This is a genomic window from Microbacterium sp. BG28, from assembly GCF_034044005.1.
GTDB lineage: Bacteria > Actinomycetota > Actinomycetes > Actinomycetales > Microbacteriaceae > Microbacterium.
Genome location: NZ_JAXCHA010000002.1, coordinates 52,423 through 67,257, shown reverse-complemented (window position 1 = coordinate 67,257; position 14,835 = coordinate 52,423). Strand labels below are relative to the sequence as shown.

At 70.8% G+C, this 14,835-nt stretch carries 8 protein-coding genes; 4 read left to right on the top strand and 4 right to left on the bottom strand.

What is annotated here, in order from left to right:
- Positions 1 to 20 precede the first annotated feature (20 nt).
- Entirely contained in the window at positions 21 to 2,366 is a 2,346-nt protein-coding gene (locus SK224_RS05905; protein WP_320433848.1) for a glycosyl hydrolase 53 family protein, read from the top strand.
- A gap of 57 nt (positions 2,367 to 2,423) precedes the next feature.
- On the opposite strand, the gene rsmI is transcribed toward SK224_RS05905, so the two are convergent.
- Positions 2,424 to 3,242 (bottom strand): 16S rRNA (cytidine(1402)-2'-O)-methyltransferase, encoded by an 819-nt coding sequence (gene rsmI, locus SK224_RS05900; protein ID WP_320433847.1) that lies wholly within the window; start codon positions 3,240 to 3,242, stop codon positions 2,424 to 2,426.
- Positions 3,243 to 3,265: 23 nt separating this feature from the next.
- Between rsmI and SK224_RS05895 the strand changes: the two genes are divergently transcribed.
- Positions 3,266 to 4,795, top strand: coding sequence for a dolichyl-phosphate-mannose--protein mannosyltransferase (locus SK224_RS05895; protein ID WP_320433846.1), 1,530 nt, complete (start codon positions 3,266 to 3,268; stop codon positions 4,793 to 4,795).
- Between the two features lies 1 nt (position 4,796).
- Here SK224_RS05895 and SK224_RS05890 read toward each other — a convergent pair whose 3' ends face one another.
- The 3 genes from SK224_RS05890 to SK224_RS05880 all read right to left on the bottom strand — a co-directional run bounded on the left by SK224_RS05890 (position 4,797) and on the right by SK224_RS05880 (position 7,534).
- The gene (locus tag SK224_RS05890; RefSeq protein ID WP_320433845.1) at positions 4,797 to 5,051 is read right to left on the bottom strand and encodes a three-helix bundle dimerization domain-containing protein; all 255 of its coding nucleotides are present in this window, start codon (positions 5,049 to 5,051) and stop codon (positions 4,797 to 4,799) included.
- Between the two features lie 95 nt (positions 5,052 to 5,146).
- Positions 5,147 to 5,665 carry a MarR family winged helix-turn-helix transcriptional regulator gene (locus SK224_RS05885; RefSeq protein ID WP_320433844.1) on the bottom strand — a complete coding sequence of 173 codons (519 nt, stop codon included), beginning with the start codon at positions 5,663 to 5,665 and terminating at the stop codon, positions 5,147 to 5,149.
- A gap of 21 nt (positions 5,666 to 5,686) precedes the next feature.
- Entirely contained in the window at positions 5,687 to 7,534 is a 1,848-nt protein-coding gene (locus SK224_RS05880; RefSeq protein WP_320433843.1) for a thioredoxin domain-containing protein, read from the bottom strand.
- Positions 7,535 to 7,642: 108 nt separating this feature from the next.
- On the opposite strand from SK224_RS05880, the gene SK224_RS05875 reads away from it, so the two are divergent.
- Positions 7,643 to 8,788: a serine/threonine-protein kinase gene (locus tag SK224_RS05875; RefSeq protein WP_413816761.1), complete on the top strand. Its 1,146-nt coding sequence runs from the start codon at positions 7,643 to 7,645 to the stop codon at positions 8,786 to 8,788.
- A gap of 1 nt (position 8,789) precedes the next feature.
- Positions 8,790 to 14,831, top strand: a complete 6,042-nt coding sequence (locus SK224_RS05870) for an Ig-like domain-containing protein (RefSeq protein WP_320433841.1) — start codon at positions 8,790 to 8,792, stop codon at positions 14,829 to 14,831.
- Positions 14,832 to 14,835 lie beyond the last annotated feature (4 nt).

The following is a 14,835-nucleotide window of genomic DNA, read 5'->3' as shown; positions in this document are numbered from 1 at the left end:
GCCCGAAAGAAAGGACACCCATGCAGCGCCGCATCCGTCGTTCCCTCCTCCGATCCGCCGCCGCGGCGACCGCGCTGGGCGTCGCCGTGGCGGGCGTGTTCGTCGCGACCCCCGCCGCCGCGGCCGACGAACCGGTCGCGGCGGGCATCACCGTGCCCAGAGTCGACGACCTCTCACCCGACTTCATCAACGGCGTCGACGTGTCCTCCGTCGTCGCCCTGGAGGACTCGGGCGTCGTCTTCCGCGACCCGGCGGGTCAGCCCGCCGACCTGTTCGACGTGCTCGCCGGCGCCGGCGTCACCGACGTGCGTGTGCGCGTCTGGAACGACCCGTTCGACGCCGCCGGCAACGGCTACGGCGGCGGCACCGTCGACGTCGAGCGGGCGATCGAGATCGGCGAACGCGCGACGGATGCGGGACTGCGGGTGCTCGTGGACTTCCACTACTCCGACTTCTGGGCGGACCCCGCGAAGCAGAAGGCCCCGAAGGCATGGGCGGCGTTGAACGTCGCACAGAAGGCAGCGGCGACCCGCACATTCACCACCGAGGCACTCACGGCCTTCGAGGTGGCCGGGGTGGACGTTCGGATGGTGCAGATCGGCAATGAGACCACGAGCGGTGTCGCCGGCGTCAGCGGCTGGGACGACATGGCGCAGATCTTCTCCGCCGGCTCCGCCGCCGTGCGCGAGGTCCTTCCGGACGCCCTCGTCGCGCTGCACTTCACGAATCCAGAGCGGCCCGGCAGCTATGCGGACATCGCGAAGCAGCTCGACGACCGTGACGTCGACTACGACGTCTTCGCGTCGTCCTACTACCCGTTCTGGCACGGCACGCTGCAGAACCTGACGAATGTGCTGACGCAGGTCGCCGACACCTATGACAAAGACGTGATCGTGGCGGAGACCAGCTGGGCGTACACGCTGGCGGACGGCGACGGGCACATGAATGTGATCGACCTTCCCGGCGAGGCGACGACCTACCCGGTGAGCGTGCAGGGGCAGGCGCTCGCGGTGCGCGACGTCATCCAGGCCGTCTCGGACGTCGGCACGGCGGGGCTCGGCGTGTACTACTGGGAGCCGGCCTGGCTGCCCGTGGGCCCGCCGGAGGCGGCGGCGCAGAACGCCGCCCTCTGGGAACGGGACGGCTCGGGCTGGGCGGCGAGCTACGCCGGCGAATACGACTCGAACGATGCGGGGGTCCACTTCGGCGGCTCCGCCTGGGACAACCAGGCGCTGTTCGCCCATGACGGGACGCCGCTGGAGTCGCTGAACGTGTTCTCGTACGCCCGCACCGGCGCCGTCGCCCCTCGCGCGGTCACCGGCATCACCTCGCCCGAGCTGACGGCGCCCGAGGGCGCGATGATCCCGCTGCCCGCCACCGTCACCGTCTCGTACAACGACCTGACCACCGAGGAACAGACGGTCACGTGGACGCCCGGCCTCGAGTGGGTCTCAGGCCCGGGCACCTATGTGTTGCACGGCACGACGCCGGCCGGCCTGTCGACCCGGGCGAGCGTCACGGTGACCTCGGCGAACCTGCTCGCCAACCCCGGTTTCGAGGACGACGACATCTCCATGTGGCGCACGGCGGGCACCGGCCTCACGGTCGGCGCGTGGGACGACCCCCGGACCGGATCGCGCTCCGCGCACTTCTACGCGGCGGATCGGTTCTCGTTCACGCTCGAGCAGTCCGCGGGGCCCGTTCCCGCCGGGACCTATCGCGCCACCGGAGCTCTGCAGGGCGGCGGCCAGCTCAGCGACACGGTGCGTCTCGCGGTCTCGTCCGGGGCTCAGGAGGCGTCTGTGCCGTTCGTCCTCGGCGGCTGGCGCAACTGGTCGACGCCCGCCACCGACACCATCACGGTCGCCGACGGCGCGACGATCACCGTGCAGGTCGCCGGAGACCTCGCGCCGGGGTCATGGGGAACCATCGACGACCTGCAGCTGGAACGCGCGCTCGACGCGGCCGCGGACCTCACGCCCCTTGCGGCGCTGATCGACCGCGCGGAGGCACTGGAGCGGTCCCGCTACACTCCCGCGACCCTCTCCGCGCTCGACGACGCCCTGGAGATCGCACGATTCCTCGGCGGCGCGCAGTCCCCCGCCCAGGAGCGCGTGGACGCGGCGGCGGACCTGCTGTCCGCGGCACTCGACGCCCTGACGCTGCTCGAGACGCCCGAGCCGCCCACGTCACCCGGCTCGGTCGACCCGGTCGCCGCCCACCCGGCGAGCGACACCGCATCCGCACCCGCCGCGCTCGCCCGTACCGGCCGCGAGGCGCCGGTCGCGCTCTTCGTCGCGGCGACGGTGGTGTTCGCCTTCGGCCTCGCGCTGCTCACCGGGCATGGGCGCGCGCGGCGACGGTGATGTCGGGTGCCGGCTCCCACGCGCGGTGAGGAGTCGGCGTCCGGCCGGGCGGGTGCGTCAGCCGCGAACGGCGAGCGCCGCCTGGTAGAGCTCGCGTGAGGAGTGACCGGTCGCTTCGGCGACCTCGCCGGCCGCTTCCTTGAGACGGACTCCGGTGCGGACGATCTCCAGCACCTGCGTGACGGCGTCGGGAAAGGCGACGCGGGTGCGCTCCGCCCCGCCGACGACGATGACGAGCTCGCCGCGCACGCCGTCGGCGGCCCAGGCCACGAGTTCCGAGAGCGCACCGCGCACGGTCTGCTCGTAGAGCTTGGTGAGCTCTCGCGAGACGGATGCGGGTCGATCCGCGCCGAACGCGTCCGCGAGCTCAGCGAGGGTGTCCGCGAGACGGGTCGGCGCTTCGAAGAAGACCAGGGTGCGCTCCTCGGCCGCCAACCGGGCGAACATCGCCCTCCGCTCCCCCTGCTTGCGCGGCACGAAGCCCTCGAAGGCGAACCGGTCGGTCGGAAGTCCCGAGACCGCGAGGGCCGTCAGCACGGCGGAAGGCCCGGGCAGCGCGATCACCTCGACGCCCTGCGCCACCGCCTCCGCCACGAGCCCGTATCCCGGATCGCTGACCGTGGGCATGCCGGCGTCGCTGAGCACGAGGACGTCCTCGGTCGCCGCGCGGCGCGCCAGCTCTGCGGCGCGCTGCTTCTCGTTGTGGTCGTGGAGGGCGATCAGCTGCGGGCGGTTCGAGACACCGAGCCCCGCAAGCAGCCGCTGCGTCGTGCGGGTGTCCTCCGCGGCGATCACGGTCGCGGCTTCCAGCGCCTCGACGAGCCGGCGGGTGGCATCCCCGAGGTTTCCGATCGGAGTAGCCGCAAGGATGATCACGGCCCCAGCATAAGGTGGAGGGCGTGACCTCGAGCGCCCCGCCGATTGCGCCCGCGCCGCGCCGCTCGGCGTTCGACGCGTTCTCCGACCGCGTCCGCGGCTCCCGCATCCTCGACCGACGCCTGCAGGTGTGGACGCCCGTACTGCTGACGCTGTTCGCCGGGGTGCTGCGCTTCGCGAACCTGGGGACGCCGTCGTCGTTGGTCTTCGACGAGACGTACTACGTGAAGGACGCGTGGTCGCAGTGGCTAATGGGCTACACGGCCAACTGGCCCGAAGGAGCCGACGCCCTGTTCGCCCAGGGAGAGGTGCCCGCCCCGCTGATCACGGGCAGCTTCTCCGTGCATCCGCCGCTGGGCAAGTGGCTCATCGGGTTCGGGATGTGGCTCTTCGGCTCCGGCGATTCGGTGGGGTGGCGGGTGGCGGTGGCCACCGCGGGCACCCTCACCGTGCTCGTCGTCTATCTCATCGGGCGCACCCTGACCGGTTCCACGGCCGTGGCCACCATCGCCGGCGGCCTGATGGCCATCGACGGCCTTGCCATCGTGCTGAGCCGGATCGCACTGCTGGACGGCATCCTCGCGCTGTTCGTCGCGCTCGGATTCTGGTTCGTCCTTCTCGACCGTCGCACGCACCTGGAACGCCTGCGCCGAGCACTCCCGGTGCCGGGCGAGGAGGCGACCAGGCCCGCATGGGGCCCGGTGCTCTGGAACCGGCCGTGGCTCATCGCCGCCGGGGCGGCCGTCGGCGCCGCGACGGCCGTGAAGTGGTCGGGGCTGTACGTGCTCGCAGCGCTCGGCCTCTACGTCGTGGTCACCGACGCCCTCGCCCGGCGCCGACTCGGCGTCGTGCAGTGGCCGGTGGATGCGGTGCGCCAGGGCGCGGCGGCGTTCGTCCTGCTCGTGCCGGTCTCGGCGATCGTGTACCTCGCGTCGTGGACCGGCTGGCTCGCCAGCGTGGGCGGATACGGGCGCGCAGCCGCATCCGAGGGTCTCGGCGGAGCACTGGCGAGCCTCTGGCGCTACCACGAGGCGATCTACGCGTTCCACGTGGGGCTCACGACGCCTCACGGCTATCAGAGCCCCGCGTGGCAGTGGCCGCTGCTCGTGCGCCCGACGTCGATGTACTGGCATCAGAGCGGCGACACCGTCCAAGCCGTCTCGAGCATCCCGAACCCGCTCATCTGGTGGGCCGGGATCGCGGCAGCGCTCTACCTGCTCTACCGGTTCGTCCGCACCCGCGACGCGCAGTCGGCGTTCGTGCTCGTGGGCCTCGCCGCGACCTACGTGCCGTGGCTGCTCTACCCCGAGCGCACGATCTTCCAGTTCTACACGGTCGTGATGCTGCCGTTCCTCGTGATCGCCATCGCCCTCGCTGCCAGACGCATCGCGGGATCCGCGGACGCGGATCGGCGTATCGCGGGGCAGCGGGTGGTCACCGTGTTCCTGGTGGCCTGCATCGTGCTGTCGGCGTTCTGGTACCCGGTGTGGACGGCGATGCCGGTGCCCTACGAGTTCTGGCGGCTGCACAACTGGCTGCCGAGCTGGATCTAGCTCAGACGCCCTGTTCGTCGGCGTGCATCTGCAGGATCTCCTCGGCGCCGGACTCCACGTCGACGGGCACCGCGATCGGCCGCCCTCCCGTGAACGCGTCGTACTCCCTCGCGACGATCGCCTCGATCTCCGTCAGGCGCAGCAGCGGATGCCGGGCCTGCAGGCGGGCGACCACACCGGCGTACGACGTGAGCAGCCAGCCGTCGACCAGATGGGTCGCGTCGTGCTCACCGACGGCGTCGGGGGAAAGGGTCATGATGCCCATGCTGTCACCGCAGCATCCGTTCCGGGCCGTCAGGGCGGGTAGCTAGCCAGACGAGCAAGACCCGCGGCGAGCCATATGCGTCTCGCTCAGGCGACGGCGGTGTGGGCGTCGACCTGGTCGACGGCGGCCTGCAGACGGCCCAGGCACTCCATGACCACGCGCGTGTCCTCCGGGGACATGTCGACGACGGCATCCATCATCCGCTCGTGCATGTCGCCGAGAGTGCGGCGCACTTCCTCGTCGCTGTCGACCGTGGGAACGACCCAGATGCTGCGCCGATCGGTCTCGTGTCGCTCGCGCCGCACGTGCCCGGACTTCTCCAACCGGTCGACCATCGCCGTCATCGATGCGGTGGAGACGCCGAGGTAGCGCGCCAGCTCACCCGGCGAGACGCGCTCGTCGCGCTGCTGGGCGCGCAGCAGATAGCGCAGCACGAGAAGGTCGTTCTCACCCATCGACATCGCCTCGCGTGTGCGACGTCGCATGGCGACCTCCGCCGCGCGGTACACCCGGAACGCCTGGAGCAGATCAACGGCACGGCGTCTGCGTGACTCTTCGTCGTCGGCGTACCAGTAGCCGCTGTGCGGCTCATCCAGCTCGGGCATGCTCTCGATGATAGGGCGAGTTCAGGCCTTCGGCTCGGACAAACCGTCGGGGTCGTGGAGAGGCAGGCGGCACACGAACTCCCGGCAGTCGTAGGCCGTGGGCCGTCCGTCGGCTGCGGTGCGGCCGGCGAACAACGAGAAGCCGGCCTCGGACCACGCCGCCGCATCCGCCTCGCTCACCCGCACGACGACATCGGCTCCCGTCGCCTGGGCGGCACGGGCGAGCGGATGGCCGTCGCTGTCGGCGACCACCACGATCTGACGCCCCGCGCTTTCCAGCAGCGCTGCAACGCGCAGCACCGCAGCGTGCGAGAACGGGTCTTCGACGGCGCGTGTCGCGCGCGCCGCCACGATCGTGCGGGCTCGCCGTCGATACTGCTCCCCTGCTCCCAGACGCCACAGGGTGAGGGAGGCTTCGGCGAGCGACGCCGCCCCCGAGGGGCGATCGGTGTCGGCGTCGTCGACCTCGGGCGCCCCGAGAGCCGCCAGCACGCGGTCGCGTCCGCCGGGCACGACCGCCGCGCCCTCCGTCGGCCAGCACAGGTCGACGATCCGGCGAGCCTCGACGGCAAAGGCGACACGCCCCGTGGCCATCGCGAGCACCGCGAGCCCCTGGGCGAGGGCGCCGTAGTCCTCGAGCGTCGCCGGTGCGCCCGAGAGGATCTCATCGAGCGAGGCGCGGCGCAGAGTGCCGTCGCCGGCGAGGTTCGACTCCTCGACGGCCAGGGCGGCGTGCACGGCTGCGTCCACGAGGTCCGCGCGTCCAAGGCGGGCCCCCGTCGCGGCGAGCGCCCCGATCGCTAGACCGTTCCATGCGCTGACGAGCTTCTCGTCGATGCGCGGCGGCTCCAGAGCGCTCCGTTCATCGAGAGCGCGCTGATAGAACCCGCCCTCGCTGCGCTCGCCATCGATCCAGGACTCTGAGTCCTGCGCGGCGGCGAATCCGCCGGAGGGGAGCTGGAGCGAGTCGACGAGGAATCCCGCCGCGGCGGACGCGATGTCGGCGCGCCCCGCAGCGAGGGCGACCTGGATGAGACCGGCGTTGTCGGTGAGCATGCGCTCGTAGTGGGGAACGCTCCAGTCTCGTCGGGTCGCGTATCGGAAGAACCCGCCGTCCGCGTCGCGCAGCGGCGAGCGCGCCATGCGGTCGAGCGTGCGCTCGGCCAGCGATCGCGACGCCTGGTCGGGCTCGGTCTGCAGGAAGCGGAGCACGGGCCACACCGGGAATTTGGGAGTGGTCGCATCCGCTCCCGCGGGAGCGAAGCCGCCGAACTCGGGGTCTTCACGCGCCGCGATGCGCGCGGCGAGCCGGGCGCGGACCTCGGCGGTGGGCCATGCGGGATCGAGTGCCTCATCGGCCCTCTCGCGTGCCGCCGCGTCGAGCGCGTGCTGGAGCGCATCCGAGGTCTCGGCCACCGCCTCCCGGCGCTCACGCCACGCCTGGTCGACGGCGTCGATGACATCGGCGAACCCGGGAAGCCGGCCGCGCGCCGTCGGCGGCCAGTAGGTCCCGGCGAAGAAGGGTTTACCCTCCGGAGTCGTGAAGACCGTCAGTGGCCAGCCGAGATGCGGGGTGAACGCCGCGGCGGCGGCGAGGAACACGGCGTCGACCTCGGGATGCTCCTCGCGGTCGACCTTGACCGAGACCATGGTCCGGTTCAGACGCGCCGCGATGTCGGGGTCGGAGAAGGACTCCGCCGCCATCACGTGACACCAGTGGCACGTGGCGTAGCCGATCGAGACCATGACCGGCACGTCCCGCCGTCGCGCCTCGGCGAAGGCGGCCTCGCCCCACGCGTGCCACGCGACCGGCTGCTCCGCGTGCTGACGGAGGTACGGACTCGCCGCTCGGGACAGTTCGGAGGACATGTGTCAAGCGTAGGTTTCCGAGTCGGGTGCTTTCGCGACGCTGTGATAGGAAGGTTCGGCAGAGTCCCGCGCGTACGTCGGGTGTGCACGTCGTACGCGGAAAGGGGGATGCCGGTGGCGCAGAGACTGCCCGCGGCACCGCCCGTTCTTCCCGGCTTCACCTACGTCCGCCCTCTCGGCACGGGTGGTTTCGCCGATGTCTTCCTGTTCGAGCAGGACATGCCGCGCCGCCCGGTCGCGGTCAAGGTCCTCCTCGAGGACATCGTCGACGACGGTCTGCTGCGCATGTTCAACGCGGAGGCCGACGTGATGGCGCGCTTGAGCGCGCATCCGTCGATCCTCACGATCTACCAGGCGAGCATCTCCTCCGACGGGCGCCCTTACCTGGTCATGGAGTACTGCCCCGGGTCCCTCGGCTCGCGCTACCGACGAGAGGAGATCCCGCTGGCGGAGGTGCTCCAGGCCGGCATCCGGATCGGCTCCGCGCTGGAGACCGCGCACCGCTCGGGTCTGCTCCACCGCGACATCAAGCCGTCCAACCTGCTGGTGACCGCCTTCGGCGCCCCGGTCCTGGCCGACTTCGGCATCGCCACCGCCGTAGGCGGACGCGGTGACGACGAGGTGTTCGCCATGTCCGTGCCGTGGAGTGCGCCGGAGATCATCGACGAGCGCATCGCCGGCTCCGTCCCCGCAGAGGTCTGGGCGCTGGGCGCCACCGTGTACTCACTGCTGGCGGGACGCAGCCCCTTCGAGCGCCCCGGCAGCGGCCAGAACGGCCGCGACCAGCTCAAGGCCCGCATCCGTCGCGCCGCCTACACCCCGATCGGCCGGGCCGACGTGCCCGCGAGCCTCGAGGCCGTGCTGTCGCGCTCGATGAACCGCGACCCGGCCGGCCGCCACCCCTCGGCCGCCCAGTTCGCGTACGAGCTGCAGCTCATCCAGCACGAGCTCGGTCTGCCTCACACCCCGATGGAAGTCGCCGTGGACGAGTGGGCCTCCGCCGGAACCCCCGTCAACTTCGCCGATGATCGTGCTCGCGGCCCGGTGCGCCCCAACGTCCAGTACGAATCGCGTCGGCCGGTGCGCTCGCGCGAGCGCGGCGGTCGTCGTCCCGACGAGGGCACTGTCCTGGCCGGCGCATCGCCGCGGGGGCGAAGATTGTCCGGTGGAATGATCGCTCTGCTCGTGGGGGGCGCCGTCCTCGTCGCGGCGGCAGCCGTGCTCGTGACCGTCCTCGTGCTCGGAGGAGCCTGAGATGGCCGAGGCCCCCCGCACCCCGCTCGCCGACCGCCGCGGCTGGATCATCGGCGGCTCCGTCGCAGCCGTCCTCGCCATCGTCACCACGCTCGCGGTGGTGTGGCCGGGCTTCGACGCGCAGCAGACTCCGCCCGACGACGGCACCATCTGGGCGATGCAGTCCGGCGAGGGTCGGCGTTATGCCCGCGTGAACACGACCGTCGGCGAGATCGACACCGTCAAGCAGGTGGAGAACCCCAGCGCACTCGTGCAGAACGCGGACCGCCTGCTGGTGTACGCCGAGGGCGACACCCGCTTCGCGGACGTGGACATGGCGATGCCCGCCGATCTCAACGCCGACGCGGAGGACGCCTTCCAGAACACCCCGCCCGGCACGGTCGACGTCGTCTCCAGCGGTGACACGATCGCCTACCGCACCGACAACGGCTCCGTCTTCGCCGGCTCGCTCGCCTCCCCGAGCAGCACCGTGCCCATCGACCCGTACGCGCAGACGCAGGTGGCGGAGGGCGAGGAGCGTCCCGTCTTCGTCGCCGACAGCATCGCGGTCGGGGTCGACGGCATCGTCTACGCCTACTCGTCGGCCGAGGAGCGCGTGGTACGCGCCGACGCCCGTACCGGCAAGATCGAGGGCTCGGACACGGTGGCCGACGCCCCGGCATCCGGGACGCTCAGCGCCGTCGGCACGACGTGGGCCCTCCTCGAGCCCGACTCGGGTCTTCTCTGGATGCGCGGGCGCGATCAGCCGCTCGAGACGGGGACGATCGGTGGAGTCCTACAGAAGTCGGGCACGTCGCGCGACCAGATCTACATCGCCGACACGACCGGGCTCGTCGCCGTTCCCGTCGACGGCTCGGGCCCCGAGCGTGTCGTCGACGCCGCGCAGGGCACGCCTGCAGCGCCGGCCGAGGCGAAGGGCGTGATGTACGCGGCCTGGCTGCCCAACAGCCAGGCGCAGGGAACGCTGTGGTCCTCGGATGCGGGACAGAGCGATCTGGACTACGCCGGGGGTTCGCTCGGCGACGAGGTTACGCCGGAGTTCCTGAGCAACGGCTCGCGCATGATCTTGAACGAGACGCGCTCGGGTTGGGTATGGACTCTTCCGAACGGCGCTCTCGTGCCGTCCTCGCAGCAATGGGACTCCGACCAGGACGTGCCCACGCAGCAGCAGGAGGACATCCAGGCCGAGCGTGTGATCGATCCGAAGCCGCCCGTGGCCGTCGACGACGCGTTCGGGGTGCGTGCCGGCCGCAGCGCCGTGCTGCCCGTCCTGCTCAACGATCACGACCCGAATGAGGATGTGCTGAGCATCGTGGCCGCATCCGTCGAGGGCCTCGACCCCGCGTTCGGAACGGTCTCGATCTCGAACGAGCAGCAGGAGCTCGTCGTGCGCGTTTCCCCGGAGGCGAGCGGATCGGCGACCTTCCGGTACCGCATCACCGACGGCACGACCACCGACGGGCTCACCTCGCAACCGGCGACCGTCACCCTCACCGTGTCCGACCCCGGCCAGAATTCCGCCCCCGCCTGGTGCGGCGTCCAGGCGTGTCTGGCCACCTGGCCGGCCCCGCAGGTCGTGCCCGGCGGGACCGTCTCGGTCAACGTCCTCGAGGGATGGGTCGATCCCGACGGCGACCCGATGTACATCTCCTCCGCGGTGAATCAGAGCGGCATCGGCTCGGTCGCTCTCGACCCGCAGGGCACCATCACCTTCCAGCATCCGAATCCGAACCAGACCGACGCTCAGTCGGTCACGATCCTCGTGACCGTCACCGACGCCAGGGGTCTGTCGACGGAGAAGCCGCTCGAGATCGCGATCACCCCCAGCCCCCAGTTGACGGCGGCCTCGTTCGCCGCCGTGGGCACGATCGGCGCCCCGACCACGATCGATGTACGTCCCCACGTGACCGGGGTCAACGGTGCCATCACGATGCGCAGCGCGAACTCGATCACGGACGCCGCAGCGCAGATCACCGTCAACAGCGTCGCCGGCACTTTCGTCTTCTCTGCCGCCGCCCCCGGCTCCTACCTGGTGCAGTACACGGTCGCCGACTCGCTCGCCGAGGCGACCGGCACCGTCAGAGTGACCATCGTCGATCCTGCCGCGACGCAGATCTCCACGCCGCCGCTCACGGCCTTCGTGCGCCCGGGCGAGGACTCGACCATCGACGTGATCTCACCGGTGTCGAATCCCGCAGGTCTCGTGCTTCTGGCCAGCGACGTCGTCGTCGCTCCCGACCCCAGCGCGTCACTGAGCGTGGACCTCGTCGGCCAGAGCATGCTGCGTGTCGCGGGCTCCACCGACAACGCACAGCCGGGAACGCTCGGCGTGGTCACGTACACGGTGTCGGACGGTACGGGCAACGGATACACGACCACGACCGGCGAGACCACGGTCGTGCTGCTGCCCTCGCCGACGGCGGAGCCCCCGATCGCCGTCGACGACGCGGCCACCGTGCGCGCCGGCGCGCAGATCGACATCCCCGTTCTCGACAACGACACGGCCCCGGCCGGCGCGCAGTTCGCGATCGACCCCTCCACCATCACGAACGAGTCGAACACCGGCCTCGCGTTCGCCACCGGTCGTCTGCTGCGTTATCTCGCGCCCAGCGAACCCGGCACGTACACGCTCGGCTACACGATCTACCGCATGGGCTTCCCGGACATGACGGACACCGCCAAGGTGACGGTCACCGTTCTGCCCGAGGACTCGAACTCCGCCCCGGTGCCCCGCACTCTCGTCGGTCGTGTGCTGAGCGGCGCCACCGTGTCCATCCCGTTCGACCGCTTCGCCGTCGACCCCGACGGGGACGCCGTGACGCTGGACCGCATCACGGCGCAGCCCGACCGCGGCTCGGCGACGATCTCCGCCGAGGGCGACGCCATCCTCTACACGAGCTCCCCCGGCGACAAGGGCCAGGTGTCCTTCACGTACCAGGTGCGCGACACCCTCGGCGCCGTCGGCGTCGGCGAGGTGCGCGTCGGCGTGCTGGACGCGGAGTCGAGCCCCGCACCGGTGACCTACAGCGACTACGTGCAGGTGCAGGCGGGCGCAGACTCCGAGGCCGTCGTGCGCCCCGCAGACAACGACCTCGACCCCTCGGGCACGACGCTCGAGGTGATCGATGTGCGACCCAACGCGGATGTGGGGTCCGAGGAGTACCGAGCGATGGACGCCATGATGCAGGGCGTCAAGGACGGCGAGGTTCGGCTGAAGGCCGGCACGCAGCTCGGCACCTACTCGTTCGCGTACACGGTGCGAAACGCACAGGGCGACACCGCGATCGGCCTCATCGTGCTGAAGGTCGTGCGCGACCCCGTGCCCGACTACCCCGCCGTGCGCGACACCACGCTCACCGTCGAGACGCGCGAGGACTTCCCCGACGGGGTCGACGTCCTCACCGGAAAGGTCTCCTGGAACGCCGGCGACGTCGCCTCGCTGAAGCTCTCGCTCTGGGGCGACCCCGACGGGATCTCGGTCGAGGGCCGCAAGATCTCGGGCCGTCTGCCCGACAAGACCGAGCTCATCCCGTTCCAGGTGACCGGCACCGCCTTCGACGGCAGCGAAGTGACTTCCTACGGCTTCCTCAAGGTGCCGGGGACGAAGGACCTGCAGCTGACTCTGCGTGCATCGGCCGCCTCTGTGCAGGTCGATGAGCGCGGCACGGTGGATGTCGACCTCGCCCGCGCCGTGGCACTGCCGCCGAACGCCGAGATCGAAATCGACGCGTCGCGCGTCGCCGCCGGCGGCGGCCGCGCGGAGGCCACGTGCGCACTCGTGTCCGGCACGACTGTCCGCTACTCCGCCGGCGCCGGCGCGCCCTGGACGGACAGCTGCGTCGTGCCGGTGCGCCTGGTCGGCCAGGACACCTACACCTATCTGACGATTCGCGTCGACGTCATCGCCGAGGACCCGCAGCCCGAGCTGCGCGCCGCATCCCTCACCGTGAGCCCCGGCTCCTCCGCGACGTTCGAGTTGCGCGACATGACCTCGTGGGCGGGTACGGAGGACTGGGGCGCGCTGCAGTACGCCACCTCCTACGCGGGCGATCAGTTCACGGTGCAGACCACCGGATCCCAGGTGACCGTGACCGCGCGTGATGCGGCGCGTCCCGGCCGGCAGGAGCCGGTCACCGTCACCCTGCCGAGCCACCGCGACGTGCGTCCGGCCACCCTCGCGCTCCAGGTGGGTCCGGCCCCCTCGACACTGCCTAAGGGCGCGACGCTCACCCAGTCGTGCTTGCAGTCCTCGGGCAACGGCTGCACGATCAACGTCATCGGGCAGGGCGGCGAGATCAACCCGCTCCCAGGCACGCCGCTCAAGCTCGTCGCCGTCGGCGGCGCCTCCGGCGGCAGCTGCGCCGGTGTCTCCTTCGGCGTGGCCAGCTCCACCGCGATCCAGGCCACCTGGTCACCGGATGCCGACGGCACCCGCTGCACGGTCGGCTTCACCGTTGAGGACGCGCAGGGACGCCAGTCGGCAGGCGACCGCAACGGCCAGGTGACGCTCGACCTGCAGGGATATCCCAAAGCACCCAACAGCGTCACCCAGACGGGCTTCGGCGACCGCACGATCACGCTGCGCGTCGATCCCGGCGCTGCGGGCAACGCCTACCCCGCACTCCAGGGCTTCCACATCCTGCAGGGCGGCCAGCAGGTGACGACGTGCTCCCCCGCCGGCGTATGCGAACCCTTCCAGGTCTCCAGCAACGGCGATCGCCGCACCTACGAGGCTCGCGCGTTCAACACCGTCGGCGAGTCGCGCACGGGCGTGACCGTGCAAGCCTGGGCGTATCGACAGCCCGCCGTCGGCAACGTGACCGCGGATCCGGTCTTCGACCGGCAGCGCACGACGGGTGACGCGGGGGCGGTGAAGATCCGCATCCAGAACGTCGATCCCGAGGTGCGCACGTACTCCGTCACGGGAGCGAACGGTGATGTGCCGCGCTCCGGCGGCGACACCACCGAACTGACCGTCACGCTGCCGGTCGGACAGACGACCATCACCGTCACCGCCAACAGCGCGAACTCGGCGCCGGACGGCAGCGGATCGGTCGGTCAGACCAAGAACGTGGGCGTCCAGGTGGCGGGCCTGCCCCGCACGGACGGCGTCGGGATCGCGGCAGAGCAGAAGAACGCATTGGTCGTGACCGGGCCCAACGTCGACATGAACGGGAGTAATCGCGGCCGGCAGATCATCTACGTCGCCTACCGGGCGGGCTTCGGCGACTTCTCGTGCGACGTCGACAGCGACGGCCAGAATCTGCAGGCCAGGGTCAATGGCCAAACCTCCACCTCCACCACGATCAGCGGCCTGCAGGAGAACCAGAAGTACACGGTCGGAGCGTGCGTGAGCAACGGCTTCGGAGCCGCGAAGAGCGCCACCGCCGACGGCTGGGCGTGGGATCAGGCGGGTGCTCCGGTCCCGCAGAACCCGACGTACAGCATCCCCAACGGCTGGGGCAACGGCGATGGCACGTATCTCGTGCGCAGCGTGGACGTGCCCAACGCGAACGGCTTCGACACGGTGTACCTCGGCCACCAGGGCGAGTCGACGCAGTGGCAGCAGCCGGCCATGGGCCAGGAGGGCTCGATGCAGGTCAAATACTGCGTGCGGGGCTCCGACCTGTCGCGCTGCGGCCAGCCGACGGCCATCAAGCCCGCGGACCCGACGCGTGCCAAGCAGGTGGATGTGGGCAACGCCCGGATCAACCAGTGCGTCGTGGGCAACGAGCTGAAGGCGACGATCGACCAGCAGCCGGGCACGGTCGGAAAACTCGTGATCGACCCGACGACCCCGAAGTACTACAGCGACGGCGCGTTCGGCGGGCTGTTCCCCCAGGAGATCACTCCGGGCGAGAACAAGATGATCGTTCCGAACGGCACCACGAGAGCGACGGCGAAGGCGACCTTCACCTTCACCGACGCAGCCGCCGGCTACGGCGACATCTCCTTCAACCTCGACACGGGTCGGGGAGGCTGCTCGGGCACCCAGACGCCCCCGCCCTCCGACACGACCACTCCCCCCACCACCGGAGGCTGAATCG

Excerpts from the sequence above, each read along its gene's own strand:
- SK224_RS05905 (WP_320433848.1), top strand. The coding sequence starts at position 21 with ATGCAGCGCCGCATCCGTCGTTCCCTCCTCCGATCCGCCGCCGCGGCG.
- SK224_RS05890 (WP_320433845.1), bottom strand. The coding sequence starts at position 5,051 with ATGACCCTTTCCCCCGACGCCGTCGGTGAGCACGACGCGACCCATCTG.
- SK224_RS05885 (WP_320433844.1), bottom strand. The coding sequence starts at position 5,665 with ATGCCCGAGCTGGATGAGCCGCACAGCGGCTACTGGTACGCCGACGAC.
- SK224_RS05880 (WP_320433843.1), bottom strand. The coding sequence starts at position 7,534 with ATGTCCTCCGAACTGTCCCGAGCGGCGAGTCCGTACCTCCGTCAGCAC.
- SK224_RS05875 (WP_413816761.1), top strand. The coding sequence starts at position 7,643 with ATGCCGGTGGCGCAGAGACTGCCCGCGGCACCGCCCGTTCTTCCCGGC.
- SK224_RS05870 (WP_320433841.1), top strand. The coding sequence starts at position 8,790 with ATGGCCGAGGCCCCCCGCACCCCGCTCGCCGACCGCCGCGGCTGGATC.